This is a genomic window from Calditrichota bacterium (assembly GCA_013152715.1).
Taxonomy (GTDB): Bacteria; Zhuqueibacterota; Zhuqueibacteria; order Thermofontimicrobiales; family Thermofontimicrobiaceae; genus 4484-87.
The window spans coordinates 1-23,222 of record JAADFU010000131.1; the positions used below are offsets into that span (position 1 = coordinate 1).

Sequence of the window (23,222 nt, forward strand, 5' to 3'; positions counted from 1 at the left end):
CGAATGGTTTTTACAAACCCTGTTTTCTTTGAGAAACCGGGGTTTGTGAAAAAATTGAAATCAAAAAATGAGCCGGTAGGAAGGGCTCTGCGCCTCCTCCGCGTGCTCCGTGGTTTCAAAAAAGACAAAATAAAAAAGCCGCCTCGATCCACTGTTTTCGGATTGAAGCGGCTTTTCAGGAGAACACACATGAACAATCTTGCTGCTTGATTATCTTTTAATTATTCCCTCGTTCCATCGGAGAATTCACAATCGCGTCATAAGTTTCCTGGTCAAGATACTGGGGCGTGTAATCTACACCCTGATTTCCCAGATTTCTGGTAAACGCGCGCAAGTGATTTCGCGAACCTCGCATCAGATTTTCGTAAACATAAGCGATATCCTGATTATCGACCACATCGTCAAGTTGTTTCTTCAAATCCAGAATGTCAATTTCTTCAATAGCAGCACCAACCTTGAGCGCATCGATCAGTGATTGATTTCCCATCTCAATGAGCTGGTCATACAGCGCTTTCAAATCCGTGTTTGTGAAAACGCCAACCGAATCGGTAACAACCGGATCCTGCAAATTATAACGCTCTAACAAAGTAGCAATTGCGTCAGTGTGCATTTGTTCGCTTCTGGAGATGTTGGTAAAAACACGCATCCCCCATTGTTCGTAGAGAGTAATATACACATCGCGCGCTAATTTTTCTTCTTCGCGCATAAATGCCAAACCTTCAGATTCAGCTTCGCTGACATCTTCCAAAGGATAATCCTCAATCGAGGCAACAAAATCAGCGCTATTAGATTGACTATCCGTTGCTACCGGCGCAGCCGGATTCGCATCATCTGAACATTGTGCAAAAATCAGCGCGCTGAAGATCAGCATCATAACCAGAGTTAAATTTTTTGATAATTTCATAACTATTTCCTCCATAGTTTTTTCATCTTTTTGATTAACATTTTATTGTTTTGCTCTATCATTAGACAAAAGATATGCCAAAGATTAAAACATAATGTTTCTTAAGAAGTTAACATCTTTTCTCATTTCAAATTTGGATTGATTTCATTTTTAATTCGACCAAATGGGCGAAGAAGGAGACAGCGCGGGCGATATTTTTGAAATTATTCTCTGTTTTGGTCTTTCCGAACTTCATGTAAGGGATATTTTTTTGAAAGATGTGAAATTTAGATTAGGAAACTTGAGAGTTATTGCAGAAGATATTTTCTGTCTGGAGTAGTTAAAATGGAAATAGAAAAATACTACGCCATTTCTCCCATTATCTGCCGACCGGATTGCCCTGACACGAAAAATCATCTGCATGTTAGAACAATCCGTGCTAACTGTACCCTATTCTCGATAAGTTGAATGAAGATACTAATAGAATTTCATTTTCTTGCAAGTTTGAAATAATGAAATTCAGGAATCTATTTTTCAGCCAAAATCAAATCGAACCAAAATTCCTTTCCTTCCAAGTCAGACATGTCGGCATTCATGCCAGCACCTGACTTCCCCATTCCGCCGCGGCCTCCCATGCCGCCGCCTCTGCCTCCTCCCATGCCACGCATTCCTTCTCTCCTATCGCGCATTCCGGACATGTTTTCGCGCATCGCGTCCCTCATTTCCGGCGTAATGCCGCCGATTTCGATGCCGATTTTTATTTTATCCGACATTTCTTCTTCACTATCATCAGTCGCGCTTAAGCCAAACCGAATTGGAATTTTGAATTCGTAACAAAAAAGTCCGTTGACCTCTTGCGAAGCCGCTGAAGGTCCCCAGGGATTGTTTTCCGGCTCGATGCGAAATTTCCCGTCGTGAAGGATACCAATCATCCCCGCCTGCGGCAAATCGCTCTTTTTGAATTTTCTCATCCGTGACGATGGGGTTCTTTGTCTGTCGAAATTCATGTTTTGCCGTAAACTCCTTGCCAGAGATTCGCTTCCAACATAGCGAATCCCAAATCTTTTTTCTTTTTTTCCTTCTCGCGAAAGCCAGATTGTCAAACCCATTCTTTGAATTCGTCTAACCAGCCGCACATCCCCGATTTTTATTATCAGATATTCATTTTCCTCATCATTCGCTGAACCGAAAGCCACGTTCATGTCTTCTTCCATGAAAAGCGGCAGGCTTTGCCAGTCAGCGTCCGAGCCGTCAATTTTTAGTTCACCAGGCTTCCACTGATTCATTAATTCCTGATTCTTGCAGCCATGGACTAAAAAAACGCCAAGAAAAACTAACATAAAAAAACTCAATTTTTTCATTCCTCGCTCCGATTTGCTTAAAAAAAATTTAAATTCTCTTATTCACTCACATTTTCTGCCATTAAAAAATAAAAAACAGGCAGCAGACCATTCCCAGGTGAGTTAGCCTGCTGCCTTTGATCAGCAATAGCACCTCATTTCATCAGCATCATTTTCCGGCTGAAACTATCAGTTCCCGCTTGCAATTTGTACAAGTACACGCCGGAGACAACTTTTTCGCCAGCGTCGTTGGTTCCGTCCCATTTCACCGAATGGGAGCCTGCCGACTGCGTTTCATCAATCAGCGTGCGAATGAGTTGACCTTGCATGTTGTAAATTTTCAGCGAGACGTGTTCGGCATTGCTCAAAGTGTAGGATATTTGAGTTTCCGGATTGAACGGATTGGGATAGTTCGTGACTTTCAGATCGCTTTCACTGCGGTAGCCGGTTTTGTCGCCAGCTTTTCCCGGACGCTGATTTCCGGGCATTTCCGGCAAGTTCACGCCAAATTCTTCTAACATCTGGCGCACCGTTTCGTGAATTTCCTGCCGCGTTGCTCCTTGCTCGCGCAACTCTTCAACCCGGTCGTGAATCGCCTGGCGCTGTTCCTCAGTGAGTTGACTCATTACTCCCGGTCCAAAAGGACGTCGTCCGTGAAATCCGGGATGGGGCGGTTCAATCCCCCAATTGTGCAGCATGTCGCCCACAGCCAGAAAAATTTCTCCGGGTTCAGCATTGGCGTCCAGAAGCGCGATGATTTTCGCCCGCAATTGCTCTTTCTGTTCATCCGTCAATTTCCCGGCGAGTTTTTGCCCGCGAAATCCTTTTTTGTCAGGACGTTCCGGGACATCGTAACCCCACTGCTGAATTTGCTGCATTACCGCATCGTGAATGGCTTCGAACTCGGCGCCATTGGCAAGCATGTCACGAATTTCCGTCCGCAGCGCTTGTTTCTGATCATCCGTCAAATCTTTCCAAAAGCGTCCTCGTTCAGGCGGGCCTGCCATAAATCTTTCGTCAAAATTTTCCGGGACTTCAACTCCCCAGCCACTGAGTAAATCTTTGACAGCAGTGATAATTTCTTCACGAGAGGCATTTTTCTGGTGCAGTCCACTGACTGTTTCACGCAATTCCTGTCGTTGTTCCGATGTCAAATCGGCGAAAAATCCCATGCCGGGCTTGTGACCTCGCCGAAAACCTTTTCCCGGTTTTTCCGGAACATCGACTCCCCAGCTCTGCACAAGTGCATTTGCTGCTTCTCTGATCTCCTGTCGCGTCGCTCCCTGCTGACGCAAATCCTGCACCAGTTGTCTCAATTCAGCCATTTGCTCTTCATTCAATTCAAAAAGATACGGGCTGTTCCCACGAAGCCCAGGACCCTGACGTCTCTGCGGCGGGTTTTCAGGAACCTGAATCCCGAACTCGTTCAACATTGCTTTTACGGCTTCATGAATTTCCTCCCGAGTCGCGCCTTGCTGACGCAATTCCTGAATCCTTGCCTGCACTTGCTCTTTTTGCTCATCAGTGAGTTGGCTCCAGAATCCGCCGCGGTCGCCGGCAAACATGTTTTCTTGCCCGCCTCGATTGTGCGGCTTTTGCGCCATCACCTGACTATTGAGCACAAAAACTGTTAGTAAACTGATCGCCAATGTAATGATAAAAATCGTCTTCTTCATTTTGCACTACCTCCTTCACATAATTTTTTTTAAATTTCTGAGTTCATTGTAAAAAACGAGAAAATCGCTATTCACAAAATCGGTCTTGAGCTGACGCACGTCTGCGTCGTCGAGGTCGAAAGTGAAATAAATTTTTGATTTGTTGTGATGAAATTCTGTCAAACGATAACCTTTCATTTTCAGGTAGGCTGCGAGAGCCAGGTCATCGCTGATTATTTGATTGGATTGTGTTTGTTCGTTTAATTTGATCATCTTTTTTATCTCCTTTGAATTTCTGTAACTATTCAGGTGTGGCCATTCCGGAAGCCGCTGAAGCGGCTAATTAGCTTGCAAGGTTGATTTATTGGCACCACGATGAATCGTGGTGTTAGTACAATCGGCTTTTTGAACGAACACCATGCTTCAGCATGGTGGTATAATCCAAACTAAAAAGCAAATAGCTGCTTCAGCAGCTTACAAAATTATAAATAGACGACTCAAGCTGAACAGTTACGAATTTCTTTTCTGCTAATTTGACAAAATGAAATTCTGTTTTATTCCCGTGAATGAAAATTTTTTTTGCCACCAATGGTTGAGGGCACAAATATTTCTTTCAAATTCAATTTTAAGAATTGGCACTGAGAAAAGTTGTTTGCAGGATATTCGAAAGGGAAAAAACGCTACAATTATTGAATACCCTTCCAAAGATTCGGAACCTTTGAAAGGGTGAGAAAATGAAAATAGTTTTTTGGATGGGAAATAAATTTTACTCCGGCGGAATTGGTGGTGGCGGTTCAGGAGGTCTCTCTTCCGGAGGGCGACGGAAATTTCGCCAGCGTCCTTTTTCGAAAGGCCTCTCGCGCATTGCCCCTCGACGCATGCGTTCAATGTGCTGCTGCATCTGTTCTTTCTGCTCATTAGTTAAAATTGGTTCGATTTCCACGCGCATCGAATCCATCAAATTCAGAGTTTTCATCCTCGTTGCAGCTCGCAATTTTTGGAATCGTTCACCGTACTTTTCCAGAATGGAATCGATTTGTGCTTTCTGCCCGGGAGTCGGTTGGATGATTCGCTCCAGAACAACGCGCGCCATTCCCGGGCCTTGGGCGCGCAAAAAACGACGGCGCATTTGACTTTCCACGATTGTCCGATCTACGACAATTCCCAACACTACGCCTAACACAAACACAGCAATTAAAACGAAAACAGATTTAGTTTTGGTATTCATAGGTTACTCCAATTCCATTGCATACACGGGATCGACGATTTGTTCGAGACTTACGGGTTCTTTGCCCAACGCACCGGCGAGGGTGTAATTTTTTGTCGCTCTCAGGTTGTAAAACATCAGCGAGACCAACAAAATCACCGCGGCAATCGCCAGCGGCTTGAAGGCAGCGACGAGAAAATCAAACACCGAAGTCTGCTCAGCAGCAGCTTTCCTCGGCGCTTTGACGCTGTTCAGCACGCGCTCGGCAAAGAAAGGTCTGAAGGTAACTGCCGGCACGGCAGCCATTTTCTTGCGCAGGGCAACAATTTTTTCTCTCTCCCGCCGCAAAGCTTCGGACTTCTCCAGCGCTTTTTCTAATTTTTTTTGCTCACTGGCAGAGAGCGGCGCGTCGAATGATCTGTACAAAAGTTCGACTAATTTTTTATTCATAACGTCTCTCCCAAGTAGTGCTCAATTATTTGTTTTAATTTTTTCTGGCCTCTCGCTAACCGGGAAAGAACCGTACCTGTGGGCAAACCTAATATTTCAGACGTTTCTGTCGTGGAATATCCTTCAATCAGACGTAGCACAACGACTGCCCGAAATTTTGCTTCTAATTTACTCAATGCTTTTTCCACTAATTCCTTTGCTTCACTGATTTCGCCGGATCGATCCTGATAAGGAACATCAAATTCCTCGTCACCGTGGCTCAGTGAAAAAAATGACCTCCGCTTTTTTCGTTTCAATTCGTTGAGGGACAGATTCATGGCGATCCGCGTCAGGTACGTCGCAATGGAGGCATCGCCGCGGAATTGATTTGCAGCATTGAAAAATCGAATGAACGTCTCCTGTCCGACATCGTCTGCTTCCGGACTGTTTCCGAGCATACGAATCACTATCGCTGCCACGCGCGGCTCGTATTTTTTGACCACCTCGCGGAAAGCTTCTTCATCACCGGCACGAATTTTTTCCAGCAAAGCAGCATCGGTCAAATTTTCATTTCTCCTGTTTTTACTTTTTAGACAACAAATTTAATAAAATTATTCCCCAATGTCAAATTTTTTTGACGGATGGTTGTGAAAATAATTCTCTCCCTCCAAATTTCATCGGCTGTGTTTGGATTGTTTCAAAAAAAAATAACATTTTTCTTGCATTATATTTCATAATCTTGTATATTCAAAAAGTACAATTTGAGTAGAATGACGAGGGACCGTAGTAATGCCTTATTTTGATGACTTCGACGATTTCGATGACTTCGATGATTTTGACAACTTTGACGATTTTGACGATAATCTCCCTGAAGAAGAATGGGACGAAGCGCGCTGGGAAGAATTTTTTCAAAAAGAAGATGAACAGAAACGCCGCCTCGAAGAGTTGATGGACAAATACGGCTATTCCGAAGAAGGATTGCGCAAGGCATTCGAGGAAATGGGCTACGACCTCCCCGACGAAAAGGATCTGGATTTTGACGAAGACGAGGAAGATGAAGAAGATTTTTCTATTGATGAAATTTTAGAGCAGCAATACAGCGACTGGTCATCAGATGAGTCCGATCATTATTTCATGGAAGCCTCACACCCGCTTTTTCAGCAAGTCTACCAGCTTATTTTGCGCATGTTGAAAATTTTCCGTCACGTGGACGTGGCTTATCGCGAGCATCCGTTGGTGACTTTTCAAACAGGACTTTTCGAGTGCATGAGTAAGCTCATCCGCGCCGGCTACGACAACATTGACGACAACCTGGAAGCGGAAAAAGGTCTCATTTTAGCGGCGCTGAAACGCTCGCGGCGTTCGCTATTTTCGTCGCTGCTGACAATTCCGCAACTGAAAGAAATGAAAATCATCAGCCACACCACGCTGGCGATGTTCCGGCACGAAATAAATGACTTGCTCAGACAAATCAACAGCGAAATAATGCTTCATAAAAACAGATGACGCTTCATATTTCATCTCATTGGCCGATTTTTCAATATATTCACCCACTCGCCTGCTTGAACACAGCATATTGTTAATTTTCTGAATTTCTTTTCTGCAAATATCTCCCTTTGCCTGTAAAAACATTGGTATATCTAAAATGGATCGCAATTGGTTTTCTCTTCATTATGGTCAACGCATTCTAAAAAGTCTTGTCAATAATACAGCCATTCCTGTCAATAAGAAAGGAAGCAAGCATGTGCTCAAAATCCAAGCTCAAAATAATTTTAATGGGAGGAAACTTAATCGGCTGTAAAATTTTGCGCTATTTATTTCGCATGAAAAACGTCAGTATCCCTTTGGTCGTTAGCCAATGGAGCGATAACGGTGCGGTACTGGAACCCAATGGTTGGAATGCTTCCCTCACGCGCGTCGCTCTTGCCAAGGGACTGCGGGTTATTCAACCAATTTCACCGCATAGTTCGGAATTTTTACAAGACATTCACAGCATGGAAAGACCTGACCTCATCATCACTGCTGAATACAATCATTTTCTGGACCCGTCCCTGCTGGCGCTTCCTAAAATCGGGACGATAAACGTTCATTTTTCAAAATTGCCGCGTCATCGCGGAGATTTACCTTTCGTCTGGTCGGTGTTCGAAGACGACGAAGCCGGCGTCACCATTCACTGGGTCGATGAAAAAATTCATGCCGGAGACATTATTGCCCAAGACACGACTCCCATCAGCAAAGAAGATACTTCATTTACTATTTATAATCGCCTTACACAAATGGGCATCAAGCTATTCAATAAGTATTTTCCAAAAATTATTTCGGGAACAGCTCCTCGTATCCGACAAAATCACAATAAAGCTACTTTCCACGCGGCAGGTTATCCGAATCAATGCTTAATTAATTGGTCCGAGCCCGCTGAAAAAATCAGGCGTCTCATTCATGCATTAGATTTCCCCGACGTCCGGCCGGCCACGACCTTTGTTTATCTTGGCCAATATCCCATTGAAATTGTGGCGCCAGCCTGGACAATTGCAGAAAACTCAAAAAAAGTCCTTGAACCCGGCGAAATCGTCAGTATGTCGAAAGACGGCGTAAAGACACAAACAGGCGACGGACAGCTTTATTTTAAGCATATTGTATTTAGTTCAAGAAACAAGCCGGCTCGGGCGGAAAAAATAATTAGGCTTCTGGAACTTGACACCGGTGGGAAATTTACTTCATTCAACCAATTAAAAAACAGCAACAAACTAAATTTGGTCTATTCTGACTATTATAAATTTTCCAGAGTAGAGCAAAGACCAGCAAGTTAACGGACAAATGAAATTGAGAATGCTCGTGTCGAATAAAACAAGTCAAAGTGAAATTCAACTGAGGACGTATCGATTTTTTCCGTCAGCAAGCAACTGGGGGGTAGATGCAAAATAGACAGCAACAAAAAAAGCTACTTCTGATCGGCCTTGAAGGCGCAACTTTTACGCAACTAAAACCGCTAATCGAGCAAAAAAAATTGCCGTTTTTTTCTCGTCTCTATGCGCTGGGCTTGCATGGCAGCCTGAAATCCACTTATCCGATCAATCGCGCCAGTACGTGGGCGTCTTTTTTCTCCGGCAAAAATCCGGGCAAACATAATGTATTTGATTTCCTCGATTATCGGGCAGACGCAAAATTACCGACTTTGACGACGCGCGAATCGATTAAGTCAAAAGTCCTGTGGAACTATGCCGATCAGGCTGGTTTAAAAACAATTCTGTTCAACGTGCCCATTTTGCAAGCTCCTGAGCCGGTCAACGGCGTGCTTGTCAGCGGATTTTTGACGCCGGAGGGGGAAAGTCTTGCCTATCCGGACTCGCTGAATAATCAATTGCAAAGACAGGGTTATGTGCCTGAAGTTGAGCCGAAAAGGAAAAAAAACGACAAGGATTATTTCAGGACAGCAATCGACACGGTAAAAAGACAATTTACTGTATTCCGAGATCTCTTGATCAACCGGGAATGGGATTTGGCGCTTTTCACATCAAATGTCCTTGATCGCATTCAGCCGCTCTATTGGAATGATTGCGATAAAATAGAACGAGTGTATCTGGAGCTTGACTCTCTGCTTGGTAGTCTCGACAAAATTTTATCAGATGATGTATCAGTCATTATTTTTTCAAATTTTGGCTACTCGCCGATCAACAAAAAGCTTTTCGTTAATGAATGGCTCTGGGAAAAAGGCTTGCAGCAACGAAAAATCTCCACCGAAAAAAATTTTATTTCCGACATCGACGAATATTTTTCAGCTCACTCCAACGGCAACGGTCGAATTATTCCCGGCTTGCTGGCAAAATCCGGCATCACGAAAAACAATATTCGCTCGGTTCTACCTAATAACGTGAGCGAGGTTCTCAACAAAGCGGTTCCGAGATCGGTAAAAAAGCTTTTTCACACTGAATATCTGAACATCATCTGGAACAAATCAAAAGCCTTTTTTATTTCCAATAATTTGCAAGGTATTCAACTGAATGTGAAAGGGCGAGAGCCATTCGGAATAGTCGACTCCGGGAAAGAATACAAACAATTGCAAAACCAGATCATCAGCGAGCTCTATCACATGAAAGACCCCTATACCTTTGAATATGTTTTTGAAGATCTGTATCGACGAGAAGACATTTTCAGCGGTGAATACGCCCAAAACGCTCCGGATGTGATCCTCGTTCCACGCAAAAATCGCTACTATTTGCATCCGCAAAAACGTACATCGAGATTGTGCATTGGCTCGGCAAATGATGAGAATCCGATTTTTGCTCAGCGCGACGACTCGGGCATTTTTTTAATGAAATCGCCTGAGTACGCTGCTGCTAAAAGCCTGAGGCAAATCAACATCGTGGACATTCTCCCCTCTATTTTGGCATTTTTCCGCATATCCGCCGAGGGAACGTTCGACGGCGAAGTCAGAAAGGAATTGAGTGGAAAACTGGAAATTACCGCGGCAAAGAAAGCTCGTCCGGATTTTATTCCCGTATCGGACATCCCGCCGCTGAACTCTAGCAAAAAAATTCACGGCGCCGTTGGAACAACGCTTTTCCCACGCTGAAAAAAACCTTACTTTTGTTTAAAGTCAACGCATAATGCCCATCAATATCCTTTTTATTTTTGAAAAACCTGAGCCAATCGGTTCAGGTTTTTTATTGCATTTTATCAAAGAAATGCTTATTATTACTGACAAACGAAATCGCTGCTTTTCCAGAACAAGTCGTGACTTTAGTTTAATAATCTGGTATTTTCAAAAATGTCAAAAAATAGTAAGTTGTAACGTCAACAGAATCAATAGCGATCATCTCGCTCTGGTTTTGTAAATAGCAAATTTTTTCCCTTTTCAGAATGAACTCATTCATCCAATCTGTCGAAAAAAAGAGGACTCCGTTGGTTACGAAAATTGAAGTTGGCATTAAGCCACAATTTACCGATGTGAATGGCGAAAATATTCGCGCCAATATGAAAAATCTCGAAATCACAAATGTCGCTTCAGTGAGAAGCTTTGAGATTTATTACCTGCTCGGAGAGTTGTCCGATTCACAAATCAACAAAATATGCAAGTCGCTCTTGACCGACCAAATCACGCAACACTTCGCCGTCAATGCGCCGCTTCACGCCGCCGCAAATAATGTCTGGGAGGCGGAAATCACGTACACCGTCGGCGTGATGGACCCGGTCGAGGAAAGCACGCTCAAAGGCATTCGCGACCTGGGCATCAATACGGTGTCACGCGTTAAAACAGCAAAAAAGTATCACATCGAAGGCTCTCTCTCTGAAAATGAGAAAAATATCATTCTCGAAAAAATTCTAATGAACAAACTCATCCAACACGTCGTGCTGCCAAACGAAGAAATTTTTGCGCCGTCTCCTCCCTATCATTTTCAGCGCAAAGAAATTCAATTGCTGGACGCCTCAGACGTTGAATTGGAGCAAATCAGCACAGAAGGCCAGCTTTTTCTCAATTTGATTGAAATGAAAACGATCCAAGCCTATTTTCGACAAATGGACAGAAATCCCACTGACGTGGAACTGGAAACGCTGGCGCAGACCTGGTCTGAACATTGCGTGCACAAAACTTTTCGCGGGAAAATCGAATTTAACGGTCAAATAATCGACAACCTGCTCAAATCCACGGTCATGCGCGTGACCCGGGAACTGGACAAACCGTGGTGCATTTCCGTTTTCAAGGACAATTCCGGCGTGATTGAATTTGACGACGAACACGATGTTTGCTTCAAAGTGGAAACGCACAATCATCCGTCCGCGCTGGAGCCGTACGGTGGCGCCAATACCGGCATCGGCGGCGTGATTCGCGATCCGCTCGGCACCGGTCTCGGCGCCAAGCCCATCGCCAACACAGATATTTTTTGTTTTGCTCCGCCAGATTTTCCCAGAGAAAAACTGCCGCCGGGAACGCTACACCCCAAGCGAATTTTTAGCGGCGTGCACGCCGGCGTTCGGGATTACGGCAATCGCATGGGCATTCCCACTGTCAATGGCTCGATTTTTTTTGATGAGCGTTACGTGGGCAATCCGCTTGTTTTTTGCGGAAATGTGGGCATCATGCCCAAAAATTCCACTGAGAAAAAAGTGAAGCCAGGCGACCTGATCATCGTCGTTGGCGGCAAAACAGGGCGCGACGGGATTCATGGCGCGACTTTTTCATCGGGCGAACTCACCACTGAATCGGAAACTGTTTCCAGCGGCGCCGTGCAAATCGGCAATCCGATCACTGAAAAAAAAATGGTCGATACTTTGCTGCAAGCGCGGGACCGAAAACTGTACACTGCAATCACCGATTGCGGCGCCGGAGGCTTGTCCTCGGCCGTGGGAGAAATTTGTGAGGAACACGGCGCTACAGTTGACCTTGAAAAAGTGCCGCTCAAATACGAAGGTTTGAGCTACACCGAAATCTGGATTTCCGAAGCGCAGGAGCGCATGGTAATTATCGTTCCGCCGGAAAACGAGCGGGAAATTCTGGAAATTTTTTCCGCGGAAAATGTGGAAGCCACCGTCATCGGCAAAGTGACTGACACCCACAGGCTGCAACTGCGCTATCAGGGGCACGAAGTGGCCGACCTGGAGATGCAATTTTTGCACCACGGCGTTCCGCAAATCACACGCAAAGCAGTGTGGCAAAAGCCTGACATTTGCGAACCCCAATTTTCTCAACCAGAAAATCCGGGAAAAATTTTAAAGCAAATTCTTTCAGCGTGGAACGTGTGCAGCAAGGAATGGGTGATTCGCCAGTACGACCATGAAGTGCAGGGCGGCAGCGTGCTCAAGCCGCTCGTCGGCATCGAGAATGACGGCCCTGGCGACGCCGCTGTCCTCAGACCTGTGCTGGATTCCATGCGCGGCATCGTCATTTCCAACGGCGCAAATCCCAAATACGGACTCATCGCTCCCTACGCCATGGCAGCCGCCGCCATCGACGAAGCGATCAGACAAATCATCGCTGTAGGCGGGTCACTGGAAAGAATTGCGCTGCTGGATAATTTTTGCTGGGGAAACACGGACAAGCCGGATCGGCTTGGCAGTCTCGTGCTCGCGGCAAAGGCGTGCTACGATGTCGCGAAAATTTATGGCACGCCCTTTGTTTCCGGGAAAGACAGTCTGAACAACGAGTATCAGGTCGGAGATACCTCTATTTCTATTCCGCCGACGCTGCTCATCTCTGCCATTGGCATCATGGACGACGTCACGAAAACTATTTCCATGGATTTGAAAGAGGCCGGAAATTTGATTTACGTCATCGGCGACACCAGAGATGAATTGGGCGGTTCGCATTATTTAGAAATGTTGGGTCTGCAAAGCGGAAATGTCCCGGCGGTTGATGCTGCCGAAGCAAAGAAAATTTTTACGGCAATAAGCAATGCGACGAATCAAAGGTTGCTGCGTTCATGCCACGACTGTTCCGAAGGCGGCATCGGCGTGGCGCTTGCGGAAATGTGTTTCGCCGGCGGGCTGGGCGCGAAAATTGATCTGGCAAAAATACCCAGCTCTGACCATTTGACCCGAGACGACAAATTGCTTTTCTCCGAATCTAACAGCCGCTTTGTCGCAGAAATTACGCCGGAAAACGAGGAAACAGTTGAACAAATTTTGCAAAATGTCCCCCACACCCAAATTGGCATTGTGTCATCAGAAAGCCACTTGCAGGCAACGGGCTTGAACGGCAAAATCATTCTCGACGAAAACATTAATGAATTGAAAGAAGCCTGGCAAAAGCCACTGCGCTGGTGAATCCAAACATCCGAAGGATTATTTTTGACATGAAAAAGACAAAAACAATTGTCATCCGTACCGCAGGTTCCAACTGCGACTACGAAACAGTTCACGCTTTTCGTAGCGTCGGCGCGGAAGTGAATCTGGTGCACATTAATCAAATTGTAAACCAAAAAGTATCTTTACGGGACTATCATATTTTGGCAATTCCCGGCGGTTTCACCTACGGCGATGACATCGCAGCAGGAAAAATTCTGGCCAATGAATTCAAATTCAAAATCAAAAAACAGATGAGCCAATTTGTTGATGAGGGGAAACTTATTCTCGGCATTTGCAACGGATTTCAGGTGCTGGTAAAAGCCGGACTTTTGCCGGATGTTGATCTGGAAAATGACGTGCAGCAAGTCACGCTGACACACAACGACTCCGGGAAATTCGAAGATCGCTGGATTTATTTGCAACCCGCCAGCGAAAAATGCGTTTTTACCAGAGGAATGAGCGAGTCGGTCTATTTCCCGATCGCCCACGGTGAAGGCAAATTTATCCCGCGAAATGCAGAAGTACTGGAACGGCTGAAACAGAACGACCAGATCGTTTTTCGCTACATTGCGCCGAACGGTTCCAAAGCGGACTATCCCTGGAATCCCAACGGCTCGATCGACGACATCGCCGGCATTTGCGACCCCAGCGGCAGAATTTTCGGACTCATGCCCCATCCGGAGCGCCATTTTCATCCCACGCAGCATCCGCGTTGGACAAGAGAAGGTCTGAAAAAAGAAGCTGACGGGGAAAAAATTTTTCTGAATGCCGTGGAATATATCAGAGAAAATTTCTAATTTCGTCACAATTAATTTTTTACGGAGGGAACCATGCAATACGGCTACGTAAAAATGTGGGATTCAAATCGCGGTTTTGGTTTTATTGTCACTGAAGACGACGACGAACTGTTCGTGCATGTCAGCGGTCTGGACATCACGGTGAAAGACAAACGCTTGCGCGAAAATCAACGCGTGGCTTTTGACGTCAAATCAGACATGAAAGGCGACCGGGCGGTGAATGTCCGCATCGTCGGATAGAAAAACCGAATTTCACGTGAAAACACGATCTCCATTTGAAAAATAAATTTATTTGTATTTTCCGACGAGCCGCTCAAAAACGGGCTTCAGCTTGCGATATGTCTGTTCCAGCCCTTCGGAAATCACCTTGGTTTCAGCGAGCACAGGCATGAAATTTGTGTCGCCGTTCCAGCGCGGAACGATGTGAAAATGGAGATGGTCTTTCACGCCGGCGCCGGCGACGAGACCCAGATTCATCCCGATATTGAACCCCTGCGGCGACATGAGTTCGGACAGCGCGCGCTGACTCGCGATCAGCAAATTCATCAATTCCAATTTTTCTTCCGCTGACAAATCGTTCAGATCGCTGGTGTGTTTGAACGGCACGATCATCAGATGGCCGTTATTGTAGGGAAACCGATTAAAAATTATGAAGCAGGTCTTCCCTCGGTAAAGGATCAAATTTTCCTCATCGCGCTGTTGCGCTGGTTTCTCACAAAAAATGCACTCGCTGCCGTCTTCTTTTGGCATTTCAATATATTCAATGCGCCACGGCGCCCAGAGCTTTTTCATGCAAACCTCCAAATGTTAAAAAGAAAAGGGCACGTTCAAAAACGAAACGCACCCTTGATTTTTCAACCTGATAAATTTTATTCTTCTTCTTGTTGAGATTCTGCGATCACTTTTGCCTCGACATCTTTCGGCACCGGATCGTAGTGAGAAAACTCGCGCGAATACTTGGCGCGTCCCTGGGTCATGGAACGCAGCGCCGTCGAATAATCGTGCAATTCAGCCAACGGAATCAGCGCCTTCACAACTTGAAGCCGTCCTGCCGATTCCATTCCCAAAATTTTACCGCGGCGAGTGGAAATATCGCCCATGATGTCGCCCATGTTTTCTTCGGGGCATTTCACTTCAACGGTGTAAATTGGTTCAAGCAAAATCGGCTTGGCATTTTTCACCGCCATTTTGAAAACCTCACGACCGGCGATCTGGAAAGCGATGTCTTTAGAATCCACCGGATGCTCTTTGCCGTCGTAAACAATCGCCTTCACGTCAACAATTTTGTAACCGGCGACCGCGCCTTCGATCAAAACCTGCCGCACGCCTTTTTCGATGGAAGGGATGAAAACCGAAGAAATCGCGCCACCGACGACCTTGCTGGCGAATTCAAAGCCCTGCCCGCGTTCCAACGGCTCGATGCGCATCCAGACTTCGGCAAACTGCCCTGCGCCGCCGGACTGTTTTTTGTGGCGATATTTTTCGTCGGCCTTGGTCGTAATCGTCTCGCGATAAGGAATTTTCGGTTTTTTGCGCTCCACATCCACACCATAGCGCTCTTTCAAACGCTGCAAAATAACCGCTAAATGCACTTCTCCCTGGCCGGAAATGACCGTCTGATGCAACTCCGAATCTATTCTCACCTTGAAGCTGGGATCGATTTCATTCAGCGTCTGCAAACCGCTGGATATTTTATCTTCATCGCCTTTACTTTTCGGCTTTACCGCCACTTCAGTTACCGGCGTCGGAAACTCAATTTGTTTAAATTTAATTTTCCGTTTTTTGCTGCACAGGCTATCGTTGGTGTGTGTCCCTTTTAATTTCACCAGTGCGCCAATATCGCCGGCCGTGAGGACGCCAATCTCCTTTCGAGTCTTGCCGTTCAATGAGTAAATTTGACCTATCTTTTCTGAATTCCCCCGTGTCGAATTTAATACTTCATCGCCCTGTTTTAAAGCGCCCGAATAGACGCGCACCAGAGACAGCTCTCCCACATGCATTTCCGACAACGTTTTGAATGCAAATCCGGAAAAGTCCGCCGCTGCATCTGCCTCGATTTTTATTTCTTCGCCGTTTTCTTCTGCGACGTACGGAGACAAATCCGCCGGCGAAAGTCCGTATTCCGCGATGAAATCCGACAACAGATGGACGCCCACATTCTTTTTCGCCGCGCCGCACAACAAGGGAAATATCGTTTTTTTCATCAACCCGATCTTAATTCCGTTGACAATATCTTCCGGCGTCAATTCCCCGCTTTCAAAATATTTTTCCAAAATCTCATCATCACATTCAGCCACCTTTTCGATAAATTCGGTTCGCAATTGCTGAGCTTTTTCTTTTAAATCGTCGGGAATATCGTCAACGGTATATTTGCCGCTTTCGTCGGCCGCAAAAGTAATTTTTTTCATTCGCAATACGTCTATCACGCTGTCAAATTGCTCGCCCTGGTTGACGGGAAAATTTAGCGCCACAACACCATTACCATAAGCGTCACGCACATCTTTGAGAACATTATCAAAATTTGCATGTTCCTTATCCATATGATTTATGAAAAATATTCTCGCCGTTCCGTATTCATCCAAAATTTCCCATGCAATATCAGCGCCAACTTCGACGCCGGCCACGCCATTCAGCAACACGACCGCCAGATCAGCCGGCCGAACGCCGCATTTAACTTCACCGATAAAATCAAAATAGCCGGGCGTATCCAGCAAGTTGATTTTATGACTTTTCCACTCAAGATGCATTAGAGATGTTGAAATAGAAATCTTTCGCTCTATCTCATCATTGCTATAATCGGATGTAGTAGTTCCGTCTTCCACACTACCAAAACGATTTGTCTCTCCCGCAGAAAACAGCATCGCTTCAGCGAGAGTCGTCTTGCCAGTATCTCCGTGTGACACAAATACAACGTTACGAATCTTGTCAATTGAATACTCTTTCACGAAAAGCCTCCTTCGATTAGCAGTGATTGTATATTAAAGCCAAACTTCATTTTTTAGTTTTCTTTTGGAAATCTTCCCCATTCTCGTTCTCGGCAATTGGCTGCGGAACTCGATCAGAGAAGGACACATGTACATAGGAAATTTTTGCTTGCAAAATTCAAGAACCTCCGTTTGTGTCAAGCTATTACCCTTTGTCACAATGTACGCTTTAACATCCTGCTTGAATTTTGGATGTGGCACCGGGATTACTGCGACTTCTTTAACTCTTGGATGCGTCCGTAGAATGGTTTCCACATCCCTGGCTAAAATTTGAAAGCCGCTTTTCAAAATCGTGTCACACTTGCGGTCAATAAAATAAATGAACGCATCTACATCCTTCTTGCCGATATCTCCGCTATGGAACCATCCATCGCGCAAACGATTTGCCGTCAATTCATCGTTTTGGAAATAACCGGAGAACAAACTGGCGCCGCGAATGAGCAGTTCGCCTCGTTCGCCGACAGGCAATAGCTCACCGCCATCCTGAAAAAGTTGAATTTCCACGTGCGGCAAAACCATCCCCATAGAATTTCTCGGATTAAAAGATGACGGATGCATGGCTGCAACAATGCCGCCGGCTTCAGTGACCGAATATGCATTTAACAAATGAACGCCAATTTTTTGTTCAAAAGCTTCCCGAATTGATTCGCTCAAGAAATTATTCACCGACAGACAAATCTTCAGTTTTTGACCTTCAATCGGCGTTTCCAATTCGGCTATTTTCTGAAATAATCGAGGCGATCCGACGACCGTCGTTACTCGCTCTTCCGATATCATGCGAATGATCGATTCAATATCCAATTTGGGCATTAAAACGAGCGTCGCTCCTTTGTTCAGAGCGGCATTCATCACCGCGCTTTGAGAGACCCCAAAGGCAAGCGGCAACACTGCCAGGAATACATCCGAATCGGAAAATCTGAAAAATTTTGTAATGCCCCGACAACTTTCCGTTAGCGAAGAATGCGATAACAGCGCGCCCTGAGGCGATGCGCTCGTTCCAGCGGTGAATTGAATCGCGCCGATTTCGTGCGGCGAAATTTCTTCGGCTTGAAAATGTTCATCTGCTGAGGCGATCAAGTGCGTCAGCGACAATTCCTCGCCGTTCAATTTCTTCCCCAGCACGATGCGAACCAGAGAATCATTCTCATTGGAAAAATACGAACTCAGCAAATTGCGAAATTTTCCCCAAAATATTACCGCTTTGGGGTCGGCTTTATTCAGCACCTGATTTAAATCATCCAATTCCATGAGATAATTTAGCGGAATAATCTGCGCCCCGATCTGAAGCGCGGCATAGTAACTGAAAACGAAATGAGGCACATTTGGCAGTATCAAAGCCACGCGGTCGCCTTTCTCAATACCCGCTTTTCTCAATCCATTTGCCAGTCGATTGATGATTTCTCCCAACGCGCGATAAGAAATGCGATGATTTTGAAATACAAGCGCCTCTTTATCCGGATGAGACTCAATGATCGTGTGTAGTTTTTTCCATACCATCGTTTGCAGGACATTCCTCCATAAATTAAAAGTCTTATATATTAATGAAAAATTTTTTTAAAATCAAGCGTTTTTTCTGCCGTTGCCCAATATATTAAATTTAATGAGTAAATGAGCCACATTTCAGCAACTCAAATATAAATGTAGTCCGGTCAATTTGCCGCCTGTTTTTTAGAATGATCACGCCTGGAATGACAATAATCAGGAGAAATGCTTTTTGTCTATTTTTTTCTTGAATCTAATTAATTTATTTTGTACTTTTTAACTTTGCTTAGTCAGTTTGATTCTAAACATCCCCCCTTTCCCCCCTTCAAAGGGGGGGATCCAGTAAAGTCCACCTTTGAAGGGGGATTTAGAGGGATGTTTAACTGCATAAATAACATAATAAGTCTTGATATTCATAATTTGGCCAAGTAGTGTTAATTAAATTTCTGTAAAAATTAACGCCCTTGTTCAAAAACCATTTCTTGCAGCAAAAGATTGTTGAGCATATTGAAGTCATTAATTCGTATCGCTATTTCAATAGTCGGAATTATCGTGTGCAATAATTCAAACTTTTAACAGGAGAGACAAATGGATCGAGCAAAAAGATTTTTTCTTCTTTCCGCAGTTTTTGTTTTCTCAGGATTGTTTTCATTTTCTGTTATGGCCAAAGACAAAAAGCCAGCGAAAAAGGCCTTTTCGCTTCGTATTTTCAGTTCTACCAATCTGACAGGAAATCTGGCCCCCTGCGGCTGAGGCGGAAAACGCAGCGGCGGTGTAGCCCGGCGGGCTGCATACATCAAATCCCATGAGAAAGATAGCGAATTCCGTCTCGTCGTTGACGCCGGCGATTTTATCGGCAGACGCGGTGAAAATAATCGGCTGGAAGCGGAATACACGCTCAAAGCGCTGATGCGAATCGGCTGTGACGCCATTACTCTCGGCGAGCGCGATTTCTGGCAGCGCGTGGAATTTTTAACCACGATGCAGAAAAAGTACAATTTGCCTTTTGTTTCTGCAAACATTTACCAACCCGGCGGACAAGAACTCCTTTTCAAGCCGTACATTATTAAAACTTTGAAAGGCGCGAAAATCAACGGCAAAAATGCACCAGATTTGCGCGTTGGAATTTTCGGCGTTGTGTTTAAGCGGCTGCAAATTGTCGTCGACCAGAAAGAGCCGCAGCTCGTGGTGACGGACCCGATTGAAGCCGCGAAAAAAGTTGTTGCCGAAATCCGCGACAAATGCGACGTCATCGTTGCGCTGGCGCACATCCGCTACCCGCAAATGAAAATGCTCGCAGAGACAGTACCCGGCATCGACGTCATCATTGGCTGCCACGATCCGATTTACAAACCGGAAATTCAAAAATACGGAAATTCTGTGGCCATTTTGGGCGGCAACCGAGGCCAGCAAATCGGCGACATTCGGATCGATTTTAACAAGAGAAAGGAAATAATCAAGCGCACAGGAAAAGTTGTCACCCTGGACAAAAAAATCGCGGCTGACCCGGACATGCAAAAATTAGTCAGCGAATTCAAGACGATGAAAGCCAGGCAGCAAACCAAAAAAGCTGCTTCTCAAAGCCATTGATGAAATCAAAGCCCGATTCTCAAAAGGAATTGGGCTTTTTTGCAAATAAATTCTTCTTGACAATCTTGCGGAAAATATGTATTTTAATTTTATTAATGTTCAGGCGTTGAACTATTTTCCTTTCCTTCAAAAAAGGTTTGCATTTTTTTTAAATTCATTTCAATCCGTTCACTATCAGGACGTAAATTTTCATGACCATAGACCAGATTCTCGACGTCGTCAAAAATAATCCTGACATCTACCTTAACGTCACGCACTGGGAAAAAATTCCGGCGCGCCCCGCTGTTTTCTCTGAATTTCCCGATGCCATTCATCCCGACCTGGTCAAAATTCTGCAAGATCGCGGGATAAAAAAATTGTACAGCCACCAGGCATCCGCCATTGAAAATATTCTCGCGGGAAAAAATGTGGTGATTGTTACGCCCACGGCATCGGGAAAAACGCTGTGTTACAATATTCCGGTACTCAACCAACTCATCTCAGATAAAGAATCGCGCGCGCTCTATTTGTTTCCCACGAAAGCGTTGTCGCAGGACCAATTGAATGAACTGTACGAAATCTCCCACGCATTGGATCGAGACATAAAAACGTACACTTTCGACGGCGACACCCCTGCTTCAGCAAGAAAAGCAATTCGTACCGCCGGACATATTGTGATTACCAATCCGGACATGCTGCACCAGGGAATTCTGCCGCATCACACAAAATGGATTAAATTATTCGAAAATCTAAATTATGTTGTAATTGACGAAATACACCATTATCGTGGTGTATTCGGCAGCCACATGGCAAATATTATCCGCCGTCTCAAGCGGATCTGCAATTTTTACGGCAGTAACCCGCAATTCATTTGCTGCTCCGCGACTATCGGCAATCCAAAAGAACTGACAGAGAAAATTTTGGAAACTGACATCGATCTGATCGACAACAACGGAGCCCCGCGCGGAGAAAAACATTTCATCATGTACAACCCGCCGGTCGTGAATGTGGAACTGGGCATTCGGCGTTCTGTGATTAATGAGGCGCAAAAATTAGCGGCAAAATTTCTTTCCAGCGGGATTCAAACGATCGTTTTTGCCCGCAGCCGGCTGCGCGTGGAAATTTTGGTGACTTATCTCAAAGAAATCATGCGCAAAATGAAAAAGTCGCCCAAGCTCATTCGCGGCTACCGCGGCGGGTACTTGCCTTTGGAAAGACGCGATATCGAACAGGGGCTTCGCCAAGGCGATATTTTGGGAGTCGTCAGCACCAATGCGCTGGAGTTAGGCATTGACATCGGTCAATTATCCGTGTGCATCATGGCTGGCTACCCGGGGACAATAATCAGTTCCTGGCAACAGGCAGGCCGCGCCGGCCGACGCGCAGAAACTTCCGTCGCCATTCTCGTCGCTTCCAGCGCGCCGTTGGATCAGTTCATCATCAATCACCCGGAGTATTTTTTCGAGAAATCTCCGGAAACCGGTATCGTCGATCCTAATAATTTAGTCATTCTCATGAGTCATCTCAAATGCGCCGCTTTTGAACTTCCTTTTGAAGACGACGAGCAATTTGGCGTTGACGCCACGCAGGACATTCTCGCCTATCTTGAGGAAAATGGCGTGCTTCACCACACAGAGGGAAAATGGCACTGGATGAGTGAAATTTACCCGGCGCAGGAAGTGAGCCTGCGCAGCGCTTCGCCGGAAAATTTTGTCATTATCGACACTACGCACGACGAGCGCGTCATCGGCGAAGTCGATTATTTCAGCGCTCCGCTGTTGATTTACGAGGATGCCATCTACATCCACGAGAGCCGGCAATTTCACGTGGACACACTCGATTGGGACAGGCGTAAGGCTTACGTGCACGAAGTCGAAGTCAACCACTACACCGACGCCCATTCCGAGACCAATTTGAAAGTGCTGGACGTTTTTGACGAACAGGAAGTGATCGGCGGGAAAAAAGCCTACGGTGAGGTCAGCGTCACCACTGTAGCGACGGCGTACAAAAAAATCAAATTTCACACCCACGAAAATATCGGTATGGGGCATATTCATCTGCCGGAACTGGAAATGCACACGATGGCGTACTGGCTGGAATTGGACGAAGCAGCAATGGAGAAAATGAAACTTTCCGAAGAAGATCTGGGCTACGCGCTGCGCGCTCTGGCAAATGTGCTGGGTAATGTGGCGCCGTTTTACGTCATGGCTGATCCGGCGGATTTGCGGACGATTCCCATGATTCGCGCCACTTTTTCCAAACGCCCCACGGTTTACATTTACGACGCCTATCCCGGCGGCGTGGGATTCAGCCGAAAATTATTTTACGTGCACGACGATTTACTCGTGGCAGCAAAGCAACTCATTGCCGAATGCCCCTGTCAATCGGGCTGCCCGTCCTGCGTCGGTCCCGCTGAAGAGACCGGCGACAGCGGCAAAAGAAGTGCGTTGAAATTATTGGAAATTTTGATGGAAAAAGGAACATCGGAGTAACACTGTGCCCAAGTTGATCGGCTTGAAAGAATATCTTGCTGAGAATTACGAAAAAAGTATTTTTAAAGAAGCACTCGCTGATGAATCGCTCTATGATTTTCACGTTCACAGCAACCAAATTTTGACAGCAAAGGTAATTGACAATCAGGCTTACGAGGCAAAACTTTCTCTTCAAAATGGCAAAGAAATTTTGCTGCCAAAGCATAACATAAAATTTGTACATTTGCACGAACATCAGGTGCAAATTTCAAAATTGCTCAAATACAACGAGCACGTCAAGAAGCAGATGCTGGAGCCGATTCTGACCGTCAAAGATCGAAAATTTGTGAAAAACAAATCTTTGTTTCCGTTGATGAAAGACAAAGAAGTGCTGTTTTTCACTCTGCTCGAAGGGGAAATCCTTCGCGGCGTGATTGCGGACTTTTCCCGCTACGAAATCACTTTGTATCTGAAAGGCGGCATTCCCGTGGTGATCCTGCGGCACGCCATTTACGACGTGCGCGACAAAAAAAGTCGCTGTTATTTGAAGCACGTGCAAGACAAAGCAAAAGATTGGCAGAAAAGCAGTTATTTCAGGGATGAAAGTTAACGTGCAAATTAGA

19 protein-coding genes are annotated in these 23,222 nt (G+C 45.4%); 9 read left to right on the forward strand and 10 right to left on the reverse strand.

The genetic code is table 11. The features are described 5' to 3' along the window. Window positions 1–217 precede the first annotated feature (217 nt). From GXO74_10670 to GXO74_10695, 6 genes are all read right to left on the reverse strand, one after another. A complete protein-coding gene (locus GXO74_10670; protein NOZ62134.1) occupies window positions 218–874 on the reverse strand; it encodes a DUF2202 domain-containing protein in 657 nt (218 codons plus the stop codon). 1,504 nt (window positions 875–2,378) lie between these two features. Beyond that, complete coding sequence (locus GXO74_10675; GenBank protein ID NOZ62135.1) at window positions 2,379–3,899, reverse strand: T9SS type A sorting domain-containing protein; 1,521 nt, start codon at window positions 3,897–3,899, stop codon at window positions 2,379–2,381. Between the two features lie 15 nt (window positions 3,900–3,914). Further along, window positions 3,915–4,151, reverse strand: coding sequence for a hypothetical protein (locus tag GXO74_10680; GenBank protein ID NOZ62136.1), 237 nt, complete (start codon window positions 4,149–4,151; stop codon window positions 3,915–3,917). A 493-nt stretch (window positions 4,152–4,644) separates the two neighbouring features. Then, on the reverse strand, window positions 4,645–5,106 hold the full coding sequence (locus GXO74_10685) for a hypothetical protein (GenBank protein NOZ62137.1): 462 nt from the start codon (window positions 5,104–5,106) through the stop codon (window positions 4,645–4,647). 3 nt (window positions 5,107–5,109) lie between these two features. Continuing rightward, window positions 5,110–5,535 carry a hypothetical protein gene (locus tag GXO74_10690; GenBank protein ID NOZ62138.1) on the reverse strand — a complete coding sequence of 142 codons (426 nt, stop codon included), beginning with the start codon at window positions 5,533–5,535 and terminating at the stop codon, window positions 5,110–5,112. Then, on the reverse strand, window positions 5,532–6,077 hold the full coding sequence (locus GXO74_10695; protein ID NOZ62139.1) for a sigma-70 family RNA polymerase sigma factor: 546 nt from the start codon (window positions 6,075–6,077) through the stop codon (window positions 5,532–5,534). Before GXO74_10695 ends, GXO74_10690 begins: the two co-directional genes overlap by 4 nt. Before the next feature lie 226 nt (window positions 6,078–6,303). On the opposite strand from GXO74_10695, the gene GXO74_10700 reads away from it, so the two are divergent. The 6 genes from GXO74_10700 (at window position 6,304) to GXO74_10725 (ending at window position 14,333) form a co-directional block, all read left to right on the forward strand. After that, window positions 6,304–7,020 carry a hypothetical protein gene (locus GXO74_10700; protein NOZ62140.1) on the forward strand — a complete coding sequence of 239 codons (717 nt, stop codon included), beginning with the start codon at window positions 6,304–6,306 and terminating at the stop codon, window positions 7,018–7,020. A 236-nt stretch (window positions 7,021–7,256) separates the two neighbouring features. Next, window positions 7,257–8,324, forward strand: coding sequence for a methionyl-tRNA formyltransferase (locus GXO74_10705; GenBank protein ID NOZ62141.1), 1,068 nt, complete (start codon window positions 7,257–7,259; stop codon window positions 8,322–8,324). 104 nt (window positions 8,325–8,428) lie between these two features. Further along, window positions 8,429–10,087: a hypothetical protein gene (locus GXO74_10710; GenBank protein ID NOZ62142.1), complete on the forward strand. Its 1,659-nt coding sequence runs from the start codon at window positions 8,429–8,431 to the stop codon at window positions 10,085–10,087. A 287-nt stretch (window positions 10,088–10,374) separates the two neighbouring features. Beyond that, window positions 10,375–13,275 (forward strand): phosphoribosylformylglycinamidine synthase subunit PurL, encoded by a 2,901-nt coding sequence (purL, locus tag GXO74_10715; GenBank protein ID NOZ62143.1) that lies wholly within the window; start codon window positions 10,375–10,377, stop codon window positions 13,273–13,275. A 29-nt stretch (window positions 13,276–13,304) separates the two neighbouring features. Next, on the forward strand, window positions 13,305–14,093 hold the full coding sequence (gene purQ / locus GXO74_10720; protein ID NOZ62144.1) for a phosphoribosylformylglycinamidine synthase subunit PurQ: 789 nt from the start codon (window positions 13,305–13,307) through the stop codon (window positions 14,091–14,093). A 33-nt stretch (window positions 14,094–14,126) separates the two neighbouring features. Beyond that, window positions 14,127–14,333: a cold shock domain-containing protein gene (locus GXO74_10725; GenBank protein ID NOZ62145.1), complete on the forward strand. Its 207-nt coding sequence runs from the start codon at window positions 14,127–14,129 to the stop codon at window positions 14,331–14,333. Between the two features lie 48 nt (window positions 14,334–14,381). Here the strand turns inward: GXO74_10725 and GXO74_10730 are convergent, their stop codons facing one another. From GXO74_10730 to GXO74_10745, 4 genes are all read right to left on the reverse strand, one after another. After that, complete coding sequence (locus GXO74_10730) at window positions 14,382–14,885, reverse strand: HIT domain-containing protein (GenBank protein NOZ62146.1); 504 nt, start codon at window positions 14,883–14,885, stop codon at window positions 14,382–14,384. Window positions 14,886–14,962: 77 nt separating this feature from the next. After that, window positions 14,963–17,038: an elongation factor G gene (fusA, locus tag GXO74_10735; protein ID NOZ62147.1), complete on the reverse strand. Its 2,076-nt coding sequence runs from the start codon at window positions 17,036–17,038 to the stop codon at window positions 14,963–14,965. Window positions 17,039–17,071: 33 nt separating this feature from the next. Beyond that, the gene (locus tag GXO74_10740) at window positions 17,072–18,574 is read right to left on the reverse strand and encodes a long-chain fatty acid--CoA ligase (protein ID NOZ62148.1); all 1,503 of its coding nucleotides are present in this window, start codon (window positions 18,572–18,574) and stop codon (window positions 17,072–17,074) included. A gap of 557 nt (window positions 18,575–19,131) precedes the next feature. Then, window positions 19,132–19,491, reverse strand: a complete 360-nt coding sequence (locus tag GXO74_10745) for a hypothetical protein (GenBank protein ID NOZ62149.1) — start codon at window positions 19,489–19,491, stop codon at window positions 19,132–19,134. On the opposite strand from GXO74_10745, the gene GXO74_10750 reads away from it, so the two are divergent. The 3 genes from GXO74_10750 to GXO74_10760 all read left to right on the forward strand — a co-directional run bounded on the left by GXO74_10750 (window position 19,469) and on the right by GXO74_10760 (window position 23,209). Continuing rightward, window positions 19,469–20,149, forward strand: coding sequence for a hypothetical protein (locus GXO74_10750; GenBank protein NOZ62150.1), 681 nt, complete (start codon window positions 19,469–19,471; stop codon window positions 20,147–20,149). The two genes, GXO74_10745 and GXO74_10750, sit on opposite strands and share 23 nt — an antisense overlap. 191 nt (window positions 20,150–20,340) lie before the next feature. Then, a complete protein-coding gene (locus GXO74_10755; GenBank protein ID NOZ62151.1) occupies window positions 20,341–22,620 on the forward strand; it encodes a DEAD/DEAH box helicase in 2,280 nt (759 codons plus the stop codon). A 4-nt stretch (window positions 22,621–22,624) separates the two neighbouring features. Beyond that, complete coding sequence (locus tag GXO74_10760; protein ID NOZ62152.1) at window positions 22,625–23,209, forward strand: hypothetical protein; 585 nt, start codon at window positions 22,625–22,627, stop codon at window positions 23,207–23,209. The last annotated feature ends 13 nt before the right edge of the window (window positions 23,210–23,222 follow it).

What these genes read in the sequence shown, in the direction of transcription:
- GXO74_10710 (NOZ62142.1), top strand. Translation starts at nt 8,429, where the DNA reads ATGCAAAATAGACAGCAACAAAAAAAGCTACTTCTGATCGGCCTTGAA.
- purQ (NOZ62144.1), top strand. Translation starts at nt 13,305, where the DNA reads ATGAAAAAGACAAAAACAATTGTCATCCGTACCGCAGGTTCCAACTGC.
- GXO74_10690 (NOZ62138.1), bottom strand. Translation starts at nt 5,535, where the DNA reads ATGAATAAAAAATTAGTCGAACTTTTGTACAGATCATTCGACGCGCCG.
- GXO74_10755 (NOZ62151.1), top strand. Translation starts at nt 20,341, where the DNA reads ATGACCATAGACCAGATTCTCGACGTCGTCAAAAATAATCCTGACATC.
- GXO74_10750 (NOZ62150.1), top strand. Translation starts at nt 19,469, where the DNA reads ATGCGAATCGGCTGTGACGCCATTACTCTCGGCGAGCGCGATTTCTGG.
- GXO74_10675 (NOZ62135.1), bottom strand. Translation starts at nt 3,899, where the DNA reads ATGAAGAAGACGATTTTTATCATTACATTGGCGATCAGTTTACTAACA.
- GXO74_10685 (NOZ62137.1), bottom strand. Translation starts at nt 5,106, where the DNA reads ATGAATACCAAAACTAAATCTGTTTTCGTTTTAATTGCTGTGTTTGTG.
- GXO74_10745 (NOZ62149.1), bottom strand. Translation starts at nt 19,491, where the DNA reads ATGGCGTCACAGCCGATTCGCATCAGCGCTTTGAGCGTGTATTCCGCT.
- GXO74_10725 (NOZ62145.1), top strand. Translation starts at nt 14,127, where the DNA reads ATGCAATACGGCTACGTAAAAATGTGGGATTCAAATCGCGGTTTTGGT.
- GXO74_10740 (NOZ62148.1), bottom strand. Translation starts at nt 18,574, where the DNA reads ATGGTATGGAAAAAACTACACACGATCATTGAGTCTCATCCGGATAAA.
- GXO74_10680 (NOZ62136.1), bottom strand. Translation starts at nt 4,151, where the DNA reads ATGATCAAATTAAACGAACAAACACAATCCAATCAAATAATCAGCGAT.
- GXO74_10670 (NOZ62134.1), bottom strand. Translation starts at nt 874, where the DNA reads ATGATGCTGATCTTCAGCGCGCTGATTTTTGCACAATGTTCAGATGAT.
- GXO74_10730 (NOZ62146.1), bottom strand. Translation starts at nt 14,885, where the DNA reads ATGAAAAAGCTCTGGGCGCCGTGGCGCATTGAATATATTGAAATGCCA.
- GXO74_10705 (NOZ62141.1), top strand. Translation starts at nt 7,257, where the DNA reads ATGTGCTCAAAATCCAAGCTCAAAATAATTTTAATGGGAGGAAACTTA.
- purL (NOZ62143.1), top strand. Translation starts at nt 10,375, where the DNA reads ATGAACTCATTCATCCAATCTGTCGAAAAAAAGAGGACTCCGTTGGTT.
- GXO74_10700 (NOZ62140.1), top strand. Translation starts at nt 6,304, where the DNA reads ATGCCTTATTTTGATGACTTCGACGATTTCGATGACTTCGATGATTTT.